Source organism: Streptomyces tendae (genome assembly GCF_014650435.1).
GTDB lineage: Bacteria > Actinomycetota > Actinomycetes > Streptomycetales > Streptomycetaceae > Streptomyces > Streptomyces tendae.
In genome coordinates this window covers 19,312-38,666 of sequence record NZ_BMUY01000019.1, presented here as the reverse complement: position 1 = coordinate 38,666, position 19,355 = coordinate 19,312, and the positions used below count along the sequence as shown (strand labels likewise).

Annotated in this window: 12 protein-coding genes; 7 read left to right on the top strand and 5 right to left on the bottom strand. The window is 71.1% G+C overall.

Annotated features, from left to right (window positions below):
* Window positions 1–30: 30 nt before the first annotated feature.
* Window positions 31–1,803 (top strand): NAD+ synthase, encoded by a 1,773-nt coding sequence (locus tag IE258_RS35605; RefSeq protein WP_189749992.1) that lies wholly within the window; start codon window positions 31–33, stop codon window positions 1,801–1,803.
* Window positions 1,804–1,830: 27 nt separating this feature from the next.
* Here IE258_RS35605 and IE258_RS35600 read toward each other — a convergent pair whose 3' ends face one another.
* From IE258_RS35600 to IE258_RS35590, 3 genes are all read right to left on the bottom strand, one after another.
* Entirely contained in the window at window positions 1,831–2,277 is a 447-nt protein-coding gene (locus IE258_RS35600; protein ID WP_189749991.1) for a VOC family protein, read from the bottom strand.
* Between the two features lie 68 nt (window positions 2,278–2,345).
* Window positions 2,346–2,600: a Txe/YoeB family addiction module toxin gene (locus IE258_RS35595; protein WP_030189135.1), complete on the bottom strand. Its 255-nt coding sequence runs from the start codon at window positions 2,598–2,600 to the stop codon at window positions 2,346–2,348.
* Window positions 2,597–2,860: a type II toxin-antitoxin system Phd/YefM family antitoxin gene (locus tag IE258_RS35590; protein ID WP_109031721.1), complete on the bottom strand. Its 264-nt coding sequence runs from the start codon at window positions 2,858–2,860 to the stop codon at window positions 2,597–2,599. Before IE258_RS35590 ends, IE258_RS35595 begins: the two co-directional genes overlap by 4 nt.
* Window positions 2,861–3,048: 188 nt before the next feature.
* On the opposite strand from IE258_RS35590, the gene IE258_RS35585 reads away from it, so the two are divergent.
* A complete protein-coding gene (locus IE258_RS35585; protein WP_189749990.1) occupies window positions 3,049–6,051 on the top strand; it encodes a bifunctional [glutamine synthetase] adenylyltransferase/[glutamine synthetase]-adenylyl-L-tyrosine phosphorylase in 3,003 nt (1,000 codons plus the stop codon).
* A 97-nt stretch (window positions 6,052–6,148) separates the two neighbouring features.
* Here IE258_RS35585 and IE258_RS35580 read toward each other — a convergent pair whose 3' ends face one another.
* On the bottom strand, window positions 6,149–7,012 hold the full coding sequence (locus IE258_RS35580) for a phosphatase PAP2 family protein (RefSeq protein ID WP_189749989.1): 864 nt from the start codon (window positions 7,010–7,012) through the stop codon (window positions 6,149–6,151).
* 93 nt (window positions 7,013–7,105) lie between these two features.
* Window positions 7,106–8,140, bottom strand: a complete 1,035-nt coding sequence (locus IE258_RS35575; RefSeq protein WP_087809720.1) for a LacI family DNA-binding transcriptional regulator — start codon at window positions 8,138–8,140, stop codon at window positions 7,106–7,108.
* 391 nt (window positions 8,141–8,531) lie between these two features.
* Between IE258_RS35575 and IE258_RS35570 the strand changes: the two genes are divergently transcribed.
* From IE258_RS35570 to pulA, 5 genes are all read left to right on the top strand, one after another.
* Entirely contained in the window at window positions 8,532–9,797 is a 1,266-nt protein-coding gene (locus tag IE258_RS35570; protein WP_189749988.1) for an extracellular solute-binding protein, read from the top strand.
* Window positions 9,798–9,911: 114 nt separating this feature from the next.
* The gene (locus IE258_RS35565; protein ID WP_189749987.1) at window positions 9,912–10,916 is read left to right on the top strand and encodes a carbohydrate ABC transporter permease; all 1,005 of its coding nucleotides are present in this window, start codon (window positions 9,912–9,914) and stop codon (window positions 10,914–10,916) included.
* A gap of 13 nt (window positions 10,917–10,929) precedes the next feature.
* A complete protein-coding gene (locus IE258_RS35560) occupies window positions 10,930–11,841 on the top strand; it encodes a sugar ABC transporter permease (RefSeq protein WP_189749986.1) in 912 nt (303 codons plus the stop codon).
* Window positions 11,842–11,990: 149 nt separating this feature from the next.
* Window positions 11,991–13,676, top strand: coding sequence for a glycoside hydrolase family 13 protein (locus tag IE258_RS35555; RefSeq protein WP_189749985.1), 1,686 nt, complete (start codon window positions 11,991–11,993; stop codon window positions 13,674–13,676).
* Between the two features lie 210 nt (window positions 13,677–13,886).
* Window positions 13,887–19,301, top strand: a complete 5,415-nt coding sequence (gene pulA / locus IE258_RS35550; protein ID WP_189749984.1) for a pullulanase-type alpha-1,6-glucosidase — start codon at window positions 13,887–13,889, stop codon at window positions 19,299–19,301.
* Window positions 19,302–19,355: the final 54 nt, after the last annotated feature.

The following is a 19,355-nucleotide window of genomic DNA, read 5'->3' as shown; positions in this document are numbered from 1 at the left end:
TTGCGTCGTTCTGACGATTACAGTGGACCCGTGCCTCGACTACGACTCGCCCTGAACCAGATCGACTCCACCGTCGGCGACATCGACGGCAACGCCGAGTCGGTCCTGCGCTGGACCCGGCACTCGGCCGAGCAGGGAGCGCACCTGGTGGCGTTCCCGGAGATGACGCTGACCGGATACCCGGTGGAGGACCTGGCCCTCAGGTCCTCCTTCGTCGAGGCGTCCCGCGCCGCCCTGCGCTCCCTCGCGGCGCGGCTGGCGAACGAGGGCCTCGGCGAGGTCCCCGTGGTCGTCGGCCACCTCGACCGCTCGGCGACCGCGCAGCCCAGGTACGGCCAGCCGACCGGCGCCCCGCAGAACGCGGCGGCCGTGCTGCACGGCGGCGAGGTGGCGCTGAGCTTCGCCAAGCACCACCTGCCGAACTACGGGGTCTTCGACGAGTTCCGCTACTTCGTGCCCGGCGACACCCTGCCCGTGGTGCGGGTGCGCGGCGTGGACGTGGCGCTGGCCATCTGCGAGGACCTGTGGCAGGACGGCGGCCGGGTGCCCGCCGCCCGCTCGGCGCGGGCCGGACTGCTGCTCTCCGTCAACGCCTCCCCGTACGAGCGGGACAAGGACGACACCCGGCTGGAGCTGGTGGGCAAGCGCGCCCAGGAGGCCGGGTGCACCACCGCCTACCTGGCGATGACCGGCGGGCAGGACGAGCTGGTCTTCGACGGCGACTCGATCGTCGTCGACCGGGACGGGACCGTCCTGGCCCGGGCGCCGCAGTTCACCGAGGGCTGCATGGTGCTGGACCTCGACCTGCCCGCCGCCGACACGCAGGCGCCCACGGGCGTCGTGGACGACGGACTGCGCATCGACCGGGTGGTGCTCTCCGAAGCGGGGCAGGAGGCGGCGGACACGGTGCCCGCGGGAGAGCCGTGGCGGTCCGGCGGCCGTGCCGAGCCGCTCGACGACGACGAGGAGGTCTACTCGGCGCTCGTCACCGGCCTGCGCGCGTACGTCACGAAGAACGGCTTCCGCTCGGTGCTGATCGGACTGTCCGGCGGCATCGACTCCGCACTGGTCGCGTCGATCGCCTGCGACGCACTCGGCGCGGAGCACGTGTACGGCGTCTCCATGCCGTCCAAGTACTCCTCCGGGCACTCCAGGGACGACGCGGCCGAACTGGCCCGGCGCACCGGCCTCCACTACCGCACCGTGTCCATCGAGCCGATGTTCGACGCGTACACGGGTGCGCTGGAGCTCACCGGCCTGGCCGAGGAGAACCTCCAGTCCCGGCTGCGCGGCACGCTGCTGATGGCGCTCTCCAACCAGGAGGGCCACCTGGTCCTGGCCCCCGGCAACAAGTCGGAGCTGGCGGTCGGCTACTCGACGCTGTACGGCGACTCGGTGGGCGGCTACGGGCCCATCAAGGACGTGTACAAGACCTGGGTCTTCCGGCTCGCCGAGTGGCGCAACCGCGCGGCCCGGGACCGCGGCCGGACCCCGCCGATCCCGGAGAACTCGATCACCAAGCCGCCGAGCGCGGAGCTGCGCCCGGGGCAGGTCGACACCGACTCGTTGCCGGACTACCCGGTGCTGGACGCGATCCTCGCCCTGTACGTCGACGGGGACCGCGGCGCGGACGAGATCGTGGCCGCCGGGTACGACCGGGAGCTGGTGACGCGCACGCTGCGCATGGTGGACACCGCGGAGTACAAGCGGCGGCAGTACCCGCCGGGCACCAAGATCTCGTCCAAGGGCTTCGGCAAGGACCGCCGCCTGCCGGTCACCAACCGCTGGCGGGAGAGCGACTGAGCGGACCGGCAACGGCGGCGGGCCCGGTCAGCCCTCGCGCTTGAGGTCGGCCAGCACCTTGTGCAGCGGCTCCGCCACCCGGCGCCGGTACTCCTGGATCGCCCAGCCGTTGCCGTCCGGGTCCTTGAAGTACATGAATGTGGCGCCGTCGTCCGGGGCGTACTGCACCGGCTCCGAGACCTCCAGGCCCCGCGCGGTCAGCTCCGCGTGGGCCGCCTTGATGTCGGCGACGCAGAGCTGGAGGCCCTGGTACGAGCCCGGTTCCGGCCGGGTCTGGCCCTGCGCCATGTCCCAGATGGCGTCGCCGAGGGCGACCGAGCAGCCGGAGCCCGGGGGCGTCAGCTGGACGATCCGCATGCCCGGCACGACCTCCTGGTCGATGTCGACGTGGAAGCCGACCTTGTCGCGGTAGAAGTCCCGGGCGCGGTCGATGTCGGTGACGGGGAGTGGGATGACTTCGAGCGTGAAGTCCATGACGTGACTCCTTCGGCTTCGGCTTCGGCTTGCGCCGGTCGCGGGTGCCGGGTCCGTAGCGGCGGGTGTCAGTAGTGGTAGCGCGCCTGGACGATGACCAGCAGGTCATCGGTGGGCTTGTACACAAGACGGTGCGTGTCGTCGATGCGCCGTGACCAGTAGCCGGACAGGTCGCCCTTGAGCGGCTCCGGTTTGCCGATGCCCTTGAACGGGTCACGGGCGATGTCGGCGATCAGTCTGTTGATCCGCTTGGTCACCTTCCGGTCGCTCTCGGCCCAGTGGACGTAGTCCTCCCAGCCGTGGGACGTGAAAGTGATTCTCACGCCCGCTCCGCGTCCGGGTCGATCAGCTCGTGCTGCCGTGCGTCGCCCGCCTCGGCCTCGGCGATGGAGTCGAGCAGACGGCGGGCGTTCCTGGGCGAGCGCAGGAGGTGGACCGTCTCCGTCCACGCCGTGAAGTCCTCCTCGGACATGAGCACGGCGTTCCCCTTGCGGGAGGTGATGTGCACCGGGGCGTGGTCCTCGTTGACCTGCTCTATCAGCGGGAACAGATTCTGACGGGCTTCGCTGGCGGTGATGGACATACCAGTGCCTCCCTTCCTCGGCTGGTACAAGATATCGTACGAGTCTGTGCCGGGCCACCGGAAGAGCGAGTCCGGGGAAGCGGGAGGGGTACGCCCCGGCGCCAGCCCGCCGTTCCCCGGTTACGCTCAGCCCGTACGACCTTGATCCGACCGGGCCCACGTGCCCCGCAGTCCGACAGGAGGCCGAGATGACGGCGCCGGGGCGCAGGAGCAGTACCTTCACGCGGCTGCTGCGGCACGGCTTCACGGATCCGTCGGCCGCCGAACGGCTCCTCGAGGGGGCCGAGCTGGCCGAGCTGCGGGCCGACCCCGTGCTCCTGGAGGCGCTGGGCGCCACCGCCGACCCGGACCTCGCCCTGCACGGCCTGGTCCGGCTCCTGGAGGCGCAGCCCGACCCCACCGCCCGCCAGGAGCTGCTGGACACCCTGATAGCCGCCAAGCCGCTGCGCGACCGTCTCCTCGGGGTGCTCGGCGCCTCCGAGGCGCTCGCCGACCACCTCGCCCGGCACGCCGGGGACTGGCAGGCCCTCGTCACGTACGAGCCGCGCGACCTGCACCGCGGCGTCGAGGAGTTCGAGCGGCAGCTCGCCGAGGCCACCGACCCGGTGTCCCTGCGCGTCGCCTACCGGCGCTGCCTGCTGTCCATCGCCGCCCGCGACGTGTGCGGCACCATCGACCTCGCCGAGACCGCCGCCGAGCTGGCCGACCTCGCCACCGCCACCCTGCGCGCCGCCCTGGCCCTCGCCGAGGCCGCCGCGCCCGAGGACGCCGCGCGGTGCCGGCTCGCGGTGATCGCGATGGGCAAGTGCGGCGGACACGAGCTGAACTACGTCTCCGACGTCGACGTCATCTTCGTGGGGGAGGCGGCGGACGCGGGCCCCGAGGCCGACGAGGCCAAGGCGATCCGGGCCGCGACCTCGCTGGCCGCGCACATGATGCGGATCTGCTCCGAGACCACCGTCGAGGGCTCCATCTGGCCCGTCGACGCCAACCTCCGCCCCGAGGGCCGCAACGGCCCGCTGGTGCGCACCCTCAGCAGCCACGTGGCCTACTACCAGCGCTGGGCCAAGACCTGGGAGTTCCAGGCGCTGCTCAAGGCCCGCCCGGTGGCCGGCGACCCCGGCCTGGGTGCCGAGTACGTCGCCGCCCTCCAGCCCCTGGTCTGGCAGGCCGCCGACCGCGAGAACTTCGTCCCGGACGTGCAGAAGATGCGCCGTCGGGTGGTGGAGAACATCCCCGTCGCCGAGGTCGACCGGCAGCTCAAGCTCGGGCCCGGCGGCCTCAGGGACGTCGAGTTCGCCGTGCAGCTCCTCCAACTGGTGCACGGGCGGGCGGACACCTCCCTGCACAGCGGCACGACGCTGGACGCGCTGGCGGCCCTCGCCGCGGGCGGCTACGTCGGCCGGGCCGACGCCGCCCAGCTCGACGAGGCGTACCGGTTCCTGCGGTCCATGGAGCACCGCATCCAGCTGCACCGGCTGCGCCGCACCCACCTGGTGCCCGAGGACGAGGCCGACCTGCGCCGCCTCGGCCGCTCACTCGGCCTGCGCACCGACCCCGTCGCCGGGCTGCTGCGCGCGTGGAAGCGGCACGCCTCCGTCGTACGCCGGCTGCACGAGAAGCTGTTCTACCGGCCGCTGCTCGACGCCGTCGCCCAGCTCGCCCCCGGCGAGGCCCGGCTCAGCCCCGAGGCCGCCCGCGAGCGCCTGGTCGCCCTCGGCTACGCCGACCCGGCCGCCGCGCTGCGGCACCTGGAGGCGCTCGCGTCCGGCGTCACCCGCAAGGCCGCCATCCAGCGCACCCTGCTGCCCGTGCTGCTCGGCTGGTTCGCCGACTCCGCCGACCCGGACACCGGACTGCTCAACTTCCGCAAGGTCTCCGACGCGCTCGGCACCACACCCTGGTACCTCAGGCTGCTGCGCGACGAGGGCGCCGCCGCCGAGAACCTCGCCCGGGTGCTCTCCGCCGGGCGGCTCGCCCCCGACCTGCTGATGCGGGCCCCGGAGGCCGTCGCGCTGCTCGGCGACGGCGTCGCCGGGGGACTGCGGCCGCGCGGCCGGGCCCAGCTGGAGCAGGAGACCCTCGCCGCGGTCCGGCGCGCCGACGACGCCGTGCAGGCCGTCACCGCGGTGCGCGGCGTACGGCGCCGGGAGCTGTTCCGCACGGCCGCCGCGGACATCGTCGGCTCCTACGGCACCGAGGCCCAGCCCGTCGAGGCCGACCAGGGCGCCCTGGTGGACCTGGTGGGCGGCGCGGTGTCCGACCTGACGGCGGCGACGCTGGCGGGGACGCTGCGGGCGGTCGTGCGGGACAAGTGGGGCGACGTCCTGCCGACCCGGTTCGCGATCATCGGCATGGGCCGCTTCGGCGGACACGAGCTGGGCTACGGCTCGGACGCGGACGTGCTCTTCGTGCACGAGCCCCGCGAGGGGGTGGACGAGCGGGAGGCGGGCGACGCCGCCAACAAGGTCGTCTCCGAGATGCGCCGCCTGCTCCAGGTGCCCAGCGCCGACCCGCCGCTGCTGATCGACGCCGACCTGCGTCCCGAGGGCAGGTCCGGGCCGCTGGTGCGGACCCTGAAGTCCTACGAGGCGTACTACCGGCGCTGGTCGCTGGGGTGGGAGTCGCACGCCCTGCTGCGGGCCGAGTTCGTCGCCGGGGACGAGGACCTGGGGCGGCGCTTCGTCGAGCTGATCGACCCCCTGCGGTACCCGGCGGGCGGGCTCGGGGAGGACGCCGTACGGGAGATCCGGCGGCTCAAGGCCCGCATGGAGTCCGAGCGGCTGCCGCGCGGGGCCGACCCCAAGCTGCACGCCAAACTGGGTCCTGGCGGCCTGTCCGACGTGGAGTGGACCGTGCAGCTGTTCCAGCTGCGGCACGGGCACGAGATCGCCGGGCTGCGGACCACCCGGACGCGTGCGGCGCTGGTCGCCGCCCGGGACGCCGGGCTGGTCTCGGAGGAGAACACCGCCACGCTCGACGAGGCGTGGGTGCTGGCGACGCGGGTGCGCAACGCGGTGATGCTGGTGCGTGGGCGGGCGGGGGACACCTTTCCGACCGACCCGCGCGAGCTGGCGGCCGTCGGCCGCTACCTGGGCCACGGCTCCGGCCACGCGGGCGACATGCTCGACGAATACCGCCGCACGGCCCGAAGAGCGAGAACGGTCGTGGAGGACCTGTTCTACACCTGACCCAGCTGCGGGCAGTCGTGCCGCTGGGGCGGCACGGGTGGGCGCAGCGGCACCCCGCCCCGCCGGGTAGCGCACTCCCCGGGCCCCCACCCCGCAGCTAGGCCCGCCCCGGCAACCACACCCTCCGCCGCCGCGCAGCGACCGGCACCACCCGAGGCAACGCATACGGCAGCTTCCCGTACCAAGCCGCAGCGACCCCGTACCCGAACGCCAGACACAGCACACCCCCCACCGCGTCCAGCCAGAAGTGGTTGGCCGTCGCCACGATCACCACCAGCGTGAGCGCCGGATACACCAGCCCCAGCACCCGCACCCACGGCACCGACGCCAGCGCGAAGATCGTCAGCCCGCACCACACCGACCACCCGATGTGCATCGACGGCATCGCGGCGTACTGGTTGGACATGTTCTTCAGGTCCCCGGACGCCATCGACCCCCACGTCTGGTGGACCATCACCGTGTCGATGAAGTGCTCGCCGTTCATCAGCCGGGGCGGGGCGAGCGGATACAGGTAGTAACCGGCCAGGGCGACACCCGTGGTCGCGAAGAGCACCAGCCGGGTCGCCGCGTAGCGGCCGGGATGGCTGCGGAACAGCCACACCAGGACACCCAGAGTCACCACGAAGTGCAGCGTGGCGTAGTAGTAGTTCATGCCGACGACCAGCCAAGTCGCCGAGTTCACCGCGTGGTTGACGGATTCCTCGACGGCGATGCCCAGTTGCTGCTCGACCCGCCAGATCCAGTCGGCGTTGCGCAGCGCGGCCGTCCGCTGTTCCGGCACCGCGTTGCGGACGAGGGAGTACGTCCAGTAGCTGAGTGCGATCAGCAGGATCTCGAACCAGAGGCGGGGCCGGCGCGGGGTGCGGAGCCGGCGCAGAAGTCCCTTCCCCGTCGTCCCAGTGACGGGGTGCGGAACGCTGTCCTCCAGGCGTTCCCGAGTCCTCACGGTCGCGTCACCCATAGGCATGAAGTCTGCCAGAAAAGCCCTCTTCCACCGATCATCCCCCAGGTGGACCCGACCCGCATCCGACCCGGAGCCGCCACCCCCACCGAGTCAGGGACGGCCGCGCTCGCCCGGCGCCGACGCCGTCGAGCCGCGCACCACCAGCTCCGGCATGAACACGAACTCGCTGTGCGGCGCGGGCGTCCCGCCGATCTCCTCCAGGAGCGTGCGCACCGCCGCCTGCCCCATCGCGGGCACCGGCTTGCGGACCGTGGTGAGCGGCGGGTCGGTGAAGGCGATCAGCGGCGAGTCGTCGAAGCCGACGACCGAGACGTCCTTGGGCACGTCCAGGCCCTGCTGACGGGCCGCGCGTATCGCGCCCAGCGCCATCATGTCGCTGGCGCAGACCACCGCCGTGCAGTCCCGCCCGATGAGCGCGGCGGCCGCCGCCTGGCCGCCCTCCAGGGTGTACAGCGAGTGCTGGACCAGCTCCTTCTCCACCGTCTCGGCGCTCAGGCCCAACTGCTCCTGGACGGTGCGCACGAAGCCCTCGATCTTGCGCTGCACCGGCACGAACCGCTTCGGCCCGAGGGCCAGTCCGATCCGGGTGTGGCCGAGCGAGACGAGGTGGGTGACCGCGAGGCTCATCGCGGCCCGGTCGTCGGGGGAGATGAACGGCGCCTGCACCCGCGAGGAGAAGCCGTCGACGAGGACGAAGGGCACGCCCTGCGCCCGCAGCCGCTCGTAGCGCTGCATGTCGGCGGTGGTGTCGGCGTGCAGTCCGGAGACGTAGATGATGCCGGCGACCCCGCGGTCGACCAGCATCTCGGTCAGCTCGTCCTCCGTGGAGCCGCCCGGCGTCTGGGTGGCGAGGACCGGTGTGTAGCCCTGGCGGGTCAGCGCCTGCCCGATGACCTGGGCCAGCGCCGGGAATATCGGGTTCTCCAGCTCCGGGGTGATCAGGCCGACCAGGCCCTCGCTGCGCTGCCGCAGCCGCACGGGGCGCTCGTAGCCCAGCACGTCGAGGGCGGCGAGCACGGACTGGCGGGTGGTGGCGGCGACGCCCGGCTTCCCGTTGAGGACGCGGCTGACGGTCGCTTCGCTCACCCCCGCCTGGGCAGCGATGTCGGCAAGCCGTGTGGTCACAGGGGTGGACTGTACCTGTCGGCCGCCTCCTTGCACACCGATCGGGCGCCGTGGACGGCCGGTTGAGCGGCCTGCTGGACGGCCCGGGGCGGGCTGCTGCGTCATCGCGCTCCCTCGAAAAAGTGGCGGCAAGAGCTTGCAGAGTCTTGCACAACCGGCTCGATACCGCTCGACCCCCGTAAACAAGCGTCTCATGACGGTCGCCGAGAGGTCACGCCCGGATAACTTCGGAGATCTCTTGCACATTTTTGCAGCAAGACCTTTCGCCGGGCTTTCAACGCTGTTACGTTCACGTCGCCCGACGGCAGCAACGAAGCGGTCGGCGGTCGGCAGGAGCGGCGGACGGGCCCGCACCCTGCACCACACGGGCTTTCACCCTCAAGGAGAACTCATGCGGCGTGGCATAGCGGCCACCGCGCTGGTGGCGTCCCTCGCCCTGGCGGCGACGGCGTGCGGCGGAGACGGCGACAGCGAGTCGGGCGGACCGGTCACCATCACTTACTGGGACACCTCCAACGCGACCAACGAGGCGCCGACCTACAAGGCCCTGGTCAAGGAGTTCGAGGCCGCCAACAAGGGCGTCAAGGTCAACTTCGTCAACGTCCCCTTCGACCAGGCGCAGAACAAGTTCGACACCGCCGCAGGATCCAAGGGCGCCCCCGACGTGCTGCGCTCCGAGGTCGGCTGGACGCCCGCCTTCGCCAAGAAGGGCTTCTTCCTGCCCCTGGACGGCACCGAGGCCCTCGCCGAGCAGGACAAGTTCCAGCCCAACCTGATCGAGCAGGCCAAGTACGAGGGCAAGACCTACGGCGTCCCGCTGGTCACCGACACCCTGGCCTTCGTCTACAACAAGGCGCTCTTCGAGAAGGCCGGCGTCGAGGCCCCCAAGACCTGGGACGACCTGAAGAAGGCCGCCGCCACCATCAAGGACAAGACCGGCGCCGACGGCTACTGGGCCTCCACCGCCGGCTACTACGCGCAGCCGTTCCTGTACGGCGAGGGCACCGACACGGTCGACGCCGACGCCAAGAAGGTCACCGTCGACTCCGCCGAGGCGAAGAAGGGCTACGGCACCTGGCTGAGCCTCTTCGACGGCAAGGGCCTGCACAAGGCCGACACCACCGCGGACGCCTACGCCCACATCCAGGAGGCGTTCGTCAGCGGCAAGGTCGCCTCGATCATCCAGGGCCCGTGGGAGATCACCAACTTCTACAAGGGCTCGGCGTTCAAGGACAAGAACAACCTGGGCATCGCCACCGTCCCGGCCGGTTCCACCGGCAAGGCGGGCGCCCCGACCGGCGGCCACAACCTCTCGGTCTACGCCGGCTCGGACAAGGCCCACCAGGAGGCGGCGCTGAAGTTCGTGAACTTCATGACCTCGGCGAAGTCCCAGGAGACCGTCGCCCTGAAGAACTCCACGCTGCCGACCCGCGACGACGCCTACACCGCCAAGGTCAAGGCCGACCCGGGCATCGCCGGCTTCCAGACGGTCCTGCCCGCCGCCCAGCCGCGCCCGGCGCTGCCCGAGTACAGCTCCCTGTGGACGCCGCTGGACGACGAGCTGCCGCAGATCGCCGGCGGCAAGAAGTCCCTGGACGAGGGACTGGGCGACGTCGAGACCGCGATCGCCAAGCTGGTGCCGGACTTCAGCAAGTAGGTCCAGCCGACCGCCGGGCCCCCGCACTGGGGGAGGGGCCCGGCGGTCACCGGCCGTGCGCCGCACCCCTGAACTTCCGATCCTCCCGTTGATCGCTCCCGAAGGTGTCGAACCATGACAGTCGCCATCGACCGCGCGACCGGCAAGCGCCGCGGTGACCGCACCCCGCGGCCCGGCCTCGGCCGGCGTCTGAAAGACGGCTACCAGAAGCACTGGTACGCCTACGCCATGATCGCGCCGGTGGCCGTCGTGATCGGCGTCCTCGTGCTGTACCCGCTGGCCTACGGCCTCTACCTCACCCTCACCGACGCCAACAGCCTCAACAGTGCGCGCACCATCGGCGTCAACGAGATCGAGGCCACCTACAAGTTCGTCGGCCTGGACAACTACGCCGACATCCTGTGGGGCCCGACGGCCTACGACCGGTTCTGGTCGCACTTCATCTGGACCATCGTGTGGACGGCCGTCTGCGTCGGCCTGCACTTCTTCATCGGCCTCGGCCTCGCCCTGCTGCTCAACCAGAAGCTGCGCGGCCGCACCATCTACCGGCTGATCCTGGTCCTGCCCTGGGCCGTGCCCACCTTCGTCACCGTCTTCGGCTGGCGCTTCATGCTCGCCGACCAGGGCATCATCAACTCCGCCCTGGACTGGCTGCACCTGCCGACGCCCGCGTGGCTCGAGGACACCTTCTGGCAGCGCTTCTCCGCGATCATGGTCAACACCTGGTGCGGCGTGCCGTTCATGATGGTCTCGCTCCTCGGCGGCCTGCAGTCCATCGACAACAGCCTCTACGAGGCATCCGAGATGGACGGCGCCAACGCCTGGCAGCGCTTCCGCTACGTCACCCTGCCCGGTCTGCGCTCGGTCAGCTCCACCGTCGTGCTGCTCGGCATCATCTGGACCTTCAACCAGTTCGCCGTGATCTTCCTGCTGTTCGGCAACACCGCCCCCGACGCGCAGATCCTCGTCACCTGGGCGTACCAGCTCGGCTTCGGACAGCAGCCGCGCGACTTCGCGCAGTCCGCGGCCTACGGCATTCTGCTGCTGGCCATCCTGATCGTCTTCACCTCCTTCTACCGCCGCTGGCTGAACCGCAATGAGCAGCAGCTCGCGAACTGAGGCAGGAGCCGCCATGAGTACAAGCACCGCGCCCACCAAGGCCCCCGCCGAGCAGATCACCGCGCCCGCCGCGCCGCCGCGCAAGGTCCGCGGCCGCGGCGAACGCAGCCGCGCCGCGTCCCTCGCCTCCCACGGCGTGCTGACCCTCGCGAGCCTCGTCGCGCTCTTCCCGGTCGCCTGGCTGGTCTACCTGTCCCTCGGCCCGGACAAGAACGACTACCTGCACCCCGGACGCATCTGGTCGAAGATGACCTTCGACAACTACGCGTTCGTGCTCCAGGACACCAACTTCTTCGACTGGCTGAAGAGTTCGCTGATCGTCTCGCTGGGCACCACCGTCATCGGTGTGCTGGTCGCCGCGACGACCGGCTACGCGGTCTCCCGGATGCGCTTCCCCGGCTACAAGAAGCTCATGTGGGTCCTGCTGGTCACCCAGATGTTCCCGATCGCGGTCCTGATCGTGCCGATGTACCAGATCCTGTCGAAGCTCCAGCTCATCGACAACTACTTCGGCCTGATCCTGGTCTACTGCTCGACCGCGGTACCGTACTGCGCCTGGCTGCTCAAGGGCTACTTCGACACCATCCCGTTCGAGATCGACGAGGCCGGGCGGGTGGACGGGCTGACGCCGTTCGGCACCTTCTTCCGGCTGATCCTGCCGCTGGCCCGGCCGGGCCTCGCGGTCGCCGGCTTCTACAGCTTCATCACCGCGTTCGGCGAGGTCGCCTTCGCCTCGACGTTCATGCTGAGCGACACGAAGTACACCTTCGCCGTCGGACTGCAGAGCTTCGTCAGCGAGCACGACGCCCAGCGCAACCTGATGGCGGCCACCGCCGTGCTCGTCGCGATACCCGTCTCCGCGTTCTTCTACCTCGTGCAGAAGAACCTGGTGACCGGCCTCACCGCGGGCGGCACGAAGGGCTGATCGCCGCCCGACCCGGAAAACGTCCGGCCGCGGTGCCCATCCGACCCCGCTGCACCGCGGCCGGCCGCCCTTTCCGCCACCGACGCTTCCACTCCACTCCACTCCGTTCAGCTTCGTTTCGCTTCGTTTCGCTACGTACCAAGGACGACATGAGCCAGCAGCCTTCCGCCGCACCGGCCCCCACCTCCGCCGTCGCCACCGTCTCCGAGCGCCACGACTGGTGGCGGGACGCGGTCATCTACCAGGTGTACCCGCGCAGCTTCGCCGACAGCAACGGCGACGGCATGGGCGACCTGGAGGGTGTCCGCACCCGCCTGCCGTACCTGCGCGACCTGGGCGTGGACGCCGTGTGGCTCAGCCCCTTCTACGCCTCCCCGCAGGCCGACGCCGGTTACGACGTCGCCGACTACCGGGCCGTCGACCCCATGTTCGGCACCCTCCTGGACGCCGACGCGCTGATCCGCGACGCCCACGCGCTGGGCCTGCGCATCATCGTCGACCTGGTGCCGAACCACTCCTCCGACCAGTACGAGTGGTTCAAGCGCGCCCTCGCCGAGGGCCCCGGCTCCCCTTCCCGGGACCGCTACCACTTCCGCCCCGGCAAGGGGAAGAACGGCGAACTGCCGCCCAACGACTGGGAGTCCATCTTCGGCGGCCCCGCCTGGACCCGGGTCACCGAGCCCGACGGCACCCCGGGTGAGTGGTACCTGCACCTGTTCGCGCCCGAGCAGCCCGACTTCAACTGGGAGCACCCGGCCGTCGGCGACGAGTTCCGCTCCATCCTGCGGTTCTGGCTGGACATGGGCGTGGACGGCTTCCGCATCGACGTCGCCCACGGCATGGTGAAGGCCGAGGGGCTGCCCGACCTTGGATCCCACGAGCAGCTGAAGCTGCTGGGCAACGATGTCATGCCGTTCTTCGACCAGGACGGCGTGCACGCCATCTACCGGCAGTGGCGCCGCATCCTCGACGAGTACTCCGGCGAGCGCATCTTCGTCGCCGAGGCATGGACCCCGACCGTCGAGCGCACCGCCAACTACGTCCGCCCCGACGAACTGCACCAGGCGTTCAACTTCCAGTACCTGGGCACCCACTGGGACGCCGAGGAACTGCGCACGGTCATCGACCGCACCCTGGACGCCATGCGCCCGGTCGGCGCCCCCGCCACCTGGGTCCTGTCCAACCACGACGTCACCCGGCACGCCACCCGCTTCGCCAACCCGGCGGGCCTCGGCACCCAGATCCGCCTGGCCGGCGACCGCGCCCTGGGCCTGCGCCGCGCCCGCGCCGCCACCCTCCTCATGCTGGCCCTGCCCGGCTCGGCCTACGTCTACCAGGGCGAGGAGCTCGGCCTTCCGGACGTCGTCGACCTGCCCGACGAGGTCCGCCAGGACCCGGCCTACTTCCGCGGCGCGGGCCAGGACGGCTTCCGTGACGGCTGCCGGGTGCCGATCCCGTGGACCCGCGAGGGCTCCTCGTACGGCTTCGGCGACGGCGGCAGCTGGCTGCCGCAGCCGGCGGGCTGGGGCGAGCTGAGCGTCGAGGCGCAGACCGGCGAGCCCGGCTCCACCCTGGAGCTGTACCGCGAGGCCCTGGCCGTCCGCCGCTCCACCGCCGACCTCGGCGCGGGCGACGCGGTCGAGTGGCTGCGCGCCCCGGAGGGCGTCGTCGCCTTCCGGCGCGGGGACTTCGTGTGCGTCGCCAACACCACCGGCGAGTCGGTGGCGGTGCCCGCACACGGGCGTGTCCTGCTGGCCAGCGGTGAGATCACCGAGACGGCGGCCGGCGAGGCGAAGGTACCGGCGGACACCACGGTGTGGTGGACCCGCGCCTGACGCTCTCTGCGGACCGTTGAAGGGCCCGCTGCTTCCCCCGGGGGAGCGGCGGGTCCTCGCGCGTCCGCCCGGCCTGTCCCGGTGATCCGGGCAAGTCCTGTGAAAATCCTTTCCGTTACTTTCGCAAGTCTTGCCGCAAGACTTGCGACGGCGTTACGGTCTCGCCGGGGTCGGACCCGAACGAGCCGTACTCGCAAGGAGCTCACGCCTGTGATACCGAGATGGCCGGTGCCTGCCACGCGCCGCACCGCACGAGTGAGACGGGTCGCGGCCGTCACCGTGACCGCGCTCGCCGCCGCCCTGCTTCCCCCGCTCGCCGCCCGGGCCGACGCCCCGCCCGCGCCCCCGTCCGACGCGAAGCTGGCGAAGACCGCCGCACGCCACGACCTGACGCGTGAGCAGTTCTACTTCGTCCTGCCGGACCGCTTCGCCAACGGGGACGCCGGGAACGACCGCGGCGGCCTGACCGGCACCCGGCTCGCCACCGGTTACGACCCCACCGACAAGGGCTTCTACCAGGGCGGCGACCTCAAGGGCCTGACCGAGAAGCTCGACTACATCAAGGGCCTGGGCACCACCTCCATCTGGATGGCGCCCATCTTCAAGAACCAGCCCGTGCAGGGCACCGGCAAGGACGCCTCGGCCGGCTACCACGGCTACTGGATCACCGACTTCACCCAGGTCGACCCGCACTTCGGCACCAACCAGGACCTCAAGAACCTCATCTCCAAGGCCCACGCCAAGGGCATGAAGGTCTTCTTCGACGTCATCACCAACCACACCGCCGACGTCGTCGACTACGAGGAGAAGTCCTACGACTACCTCTCCAAGGGCGCCTTCCCCTACCTGACCAAGGACGGCCAGCCCTTCGACGACGCCGACTACGCGGACGGGGAGCGCCGCTTCCCCCGCGTGGACGCCGGCTCCTTCCCGCGCACCCCGACGGTCCCGGCCGCCAAGAAGAACCTCAAGGTGCCGTCCTGGCTCAACGACCCGGCGATGTACCACAACCGGGGCGACTCCACCTGGGCCGGCGAGTCCGCCACCTACGGCGACTTCAACGGCCTCGACGACCTGTGGACCGAGCGTCCCGAGGTCGTCAGCGGCATGGAGAAGATCTACCAGCGGTGGGTCAAGGACTTCGCCATCGACGGCTTCCGGATCGACACCGTGAAGCACGTCAACATGGAGTTCTGGACCCAGTGGGCGACCGCGCTGGACGCCTACGCCGCCAAGAAGGGCCGCGACGACTTCTTCATGTTCGGCGAGGTCTACTCCGCCGACACCTCCGTCACCGCGCCCTACGTCACCGAGGGCCGCCTGGACTCCACCCTGGACTTCCCGTTCCAGGACGCGGCCCGCGCCTACGCCTCCCAGGGCGGCAGCGCCCGGAAGCTCGCCTCCGTCTTCGGCGACGACTACAAGTACACGACCGACAAGGCCAACGCGTACGAGCAGGTCACCTTCCTCGGCAACCACGACATGGGCCGTATCGGGACCTTCCTGAAGCAGGACGACCCCGAGGCAACCGACGCCGAACTGCTGAAGAAGGACAAGCTCGCCAACGAGCTGATGTTCCTCAGCCGCGGCAACCCGGTGATCTACTACGGCGACGAGCAGGGCTTCACCGGCGCGGGCGGCGACAAGGACGCCCGCCAGCCGATGTTCGTCTCCCGCACCGCCGACTACCTCGACGACGACCAGCTCGGCACCGACCGCACCCACGCCGAGGCCGCCTACGACACGAGCGCCCCGCTCTACCGGCAGATCAGCGCCCTCGCCGAGCTGCGCAAGGCCAACCCCGCCCTCGCCGACGGCGTCCAGACCGAGCGGTACGCGGCCGACGGCGCCGGGATCTACGCCTTCTCCCGCACGGACGCGAAGACCGGCACCGAGTACGTCGTCGCCTTCAACAACGCCGACACCGAGAAGAGCGCCACCTTCGGCACCGGCTCGGCGCACATGACCTTCCGCGGCCTCTACGGCACCGACGCCGGCGTGAAGTCGGGCGCCGACAAGAAGGTCACGGTCACCGTCCCGGCCGGGTCGGCCGTCGTCCTCAAGGCCGCGGGCAGGCTCGCCCAGCCCGCCGCCAAGCCGACGATCACCCTGCACGCCCCGGACCCCGGCGCCACCGGCACCGTCGAGCTGAGCGCCGACGTCGCGGGCGGACAGCTCAACCGCGTCGTCTTCGCCGCCCAGACCGGCGACGGCAAGTGGCGTACCCTCGGCACCGCCGACCACGCCCCCTACAAGGTCACCCAGGCCATCGACGCGGACACCCCGGCCGGCACCGCCCTGCGCTACAAGGCGGTCGTCGTCGACTCGGCCGGCCGCACCGCGAGCGCCACGGCCGCGTCCACCGCCGGCACCCCGCCCGCCGAGGAGGTGCCCACCGCCGCCTCCCGGGACTACGCGGTCGTGCACTACAAGCGCGCGGACGGGAACTACGACGACTGGGGCCTGTACGCCTGGGGCGACCTCGCCGACGGCGAGGCGACCACCTGGCCCGAGACCCACCCCTTCGCCGGCCGGGACGCCTACGGCGCCTTCGCGCACGTCAAGCTCAAGCCCGGCGCGTCGAACGTCGGCTTCCTCGTCATCGACAAGGACGGCAACAAGGACGTCGCCGCCGACCGCACCATCGACGTCACCGAGACCGGCGAGGTGTGGATCGAGCAGGGCAAGGAGCAGGTCGCCACCGAGCGGCCCGAGTACCCGGCCCAGGACACCACCAAGGCCGTACTGCACTACCACCGCGCCGACGGCGACTACGACGGCTGGGGTCTGCACGTCTGGGGCGACGCCGCCGACCCCACCGACTGGGCCAAGCCGCTCCAGCCGGTCAGGACCGACCCCTACGGCGCGGTCTTCGAGGTGCCCCTCACCGAGGGCGCGAGCAGCCTCAGCTACATCGTCCACAAGGGCGACGAGAAGGACCTGCCCACCGACCAGGCCCTGGACCTCAAGGCCGACGGTCACGAGGTGTGGCTGCTGAGCGGCCAGGAGGACCACCTGCTGCCGCAGCCCGCGGGCTCCGCGGCGGCCGTGGACCTCACCACCTCCAAGGCGGTCTGGATCGACCGGAACACCGTCGCCTGGAACGGCTCCGAGGGCGCCGCCTCCACCCAGCTGCTCGCCTCCCGCACCGGCTCCATCACCGCCGAAGGCGGCAGGCTCACCGGCGACGACCAGCAGTGGCTCCGCCTCACCAAGAGCGCCCTCACCGACGCCCAGAAGGCGAAGTTCCCGCACCTGAAGGAGTACACCGCCTGGTCGGTCGACCCGCGCGACCGCGACCGGGTCCGCGAGGCCCTGCGCGGCCAGGTCGTCGCCGCCCAGCGCACCGCCAACGGTGCCCTGCTCGCCGCGACGGGCGTGCAGACCGCCGGCGCCCTGGACGACCTGTACGCGGACCGGGCGACCAAGGCCGACCTCGGTCCGGTCTTCCGGCACGGGCGCCCCACCCTCTCCGTGTGGGCGCCGACCGCGCAGGACGTGAAGCTGGAGATCGGCGACCGCACCGTGCGCATGCGCCGCGACGACGCCACCGGCGTCTGGTCCGTCACCGGCCCGAAGTCCTGGAAGGGCAAGCCCTACCGGTACGCCGTCAAGGTGTGGGCGCCCACCGCGGGCGAGGTCGTCACCAACAAGGTCACCGACCCCTACTCCCTCGCCCTGACCACCGACTCCGAGCGCAGCCTCGTCGTCGACCTGGACGACCGCTCCCTCGCCCCGCGCGGCTGGGAGCACTACCGCAAGCCCGAGGCCGTCCCGCTGCGGGACGCGCAGATCCAGGAGCTGCACATCCGCGACTTCTCCGTCGCCGATGCGACCGCCGACGCGGATCACCGGGGCACCTACCTCGCCTTCACCGACGAGAAGAGCGACGGCTCGAAGCACCTGCGCGAGCTGGCCGAGGCCGGTACCTCCTACGTGCACCTGCTGCCCGCCTTCGACATCGCCACCATCCCCGAGAAGAAGTCCGAGCAGACGACGCCCGACTGCGACCTCGCCACCCTCCCGGCCGACTCCGAGAAGCAGCAGGAGTGCGTGACGAAGGCCGCCGCCAAGGACGCCTTCAACTGGGGCTACGACCCCTACCACTACACGGTCCCCGAGGGGTCCTACGCCACCGACCCGGACGGCACCGAGCGCACCGTCGAGTTCCGCAAGATGGTCAAGGCCCTCAACGAGGACGGCCTGCGCGTCGTCATGGACGTCGTCTACAACCACACGGCCGCGAGCGGCCAGGCCAAGACCAGCGTCCTCGACCGGATCGTGCCCGGCTACTACCAGCGGCTGCTCGCCGACGGCTCGGTGGCCAACAGCACCTGCTGCTCCAACACCGCCACCGAGAACGCCATGATGGGCAAGCTCGTCGTCGACTCGGTCGTCACCTGGGCCAAGGAGTACAAGGTCGACGGCTTCCGCTTCGACCTCATGGGCCACCACCCGAAGGCCAACATCCTCGCGGTCAGGAAGGCGCTGGACGAGCTGACCGTCAAGAAGGACGGCGTCGACGGCAAGAAGATCGTCCTGTACGGCGAGGGCTGGAACTTCGGCGAGGTCGCCGACGACGCCCGCTTCGTCCAGGCCACCCAGAAGAACATGGCCGGCACCGGCATCGCCACCTTCTCCGACCGGGCCCGCGACGCCGTGCGCGGCGGCGGCCCCTTCGACGAGGACCCCGGCGTGCAGGGCTTCGCCTCCGGCCTCTACACCGACCCGAACTCCTCGACGGCCAACGGCACCGAGGCCGAGCAGAAGGCCCGCCTGCTGCACTACCAGGACCTGATCAAGGTCGGCCTGACCGGCAACCTCGCCGACTACTCCTTCACCGACACCGCCGGCAAGGAGGTCAAGGGCTCCGAGGTCGACTACAACGGCGCCCCCGCCGGATACGCGGCGGCACCCGGCGACGCCCTCGCCTATGCCGACGCGCACGACAACGAGTCCCTCTTCGACGCGCTCGCCTTCAAGCTGCCGAAGGGCACGTCCGCCGACGACCGGGCCCGCATGCAGGTCCTCGCCATGGCGACCGCCACCCTCTCGCAGGGCCCGGCGCTCTCCCAGGCGGGCACCGACCTGCTGCGCTCCAAGTCGCTGGACCGCAACTCCTACGACAGCGGCGACTGGTTCAACGCCCTGCACTGGAACTGCGCCGACGGCAACGGCTTCGGCCGGGGACTGCCACCCGCCGCCGACAACCAGGACAAGTGGCCCTACGCCAAGCCCCTGCTGGGCGCGGTCCAGGTGGGCTGCCCGCAGATCAACGGCGCCTCGGCGGCGTACCGGGACCTGCTGAAGATCCGCAGCGGTGAGCGGGACTTCTCCCTCGCCACGGCGGGGCAGGTCCAGTCCCGGCTCTCCTTCCCGCTCTCCGGCGAGGACGAGACGCCCGGCGTGATCACCATGCGCCTCGGCGACCTCGTGGTCGTCTTCAACGCCACGCCCGAGCGGCAGCAGCAGCGCCTCGACGCGGCGGCCGGGACCGGCTACCGGCTGCACCCGGTGCAGTCGGCGGGCGCGGACCCGGTGGTGAAGGAGTCGGCGTACACGGCGAAGACCGGCACGTTCACCGTGCCGGCCCGCACGGTCGCCGTCTTCCAGCGGGCCGGCTGACGGCAGGAGGTCTGCGGTTAGGGTGAGCCCTGCTGTCCATGCCAACGGGAGGGC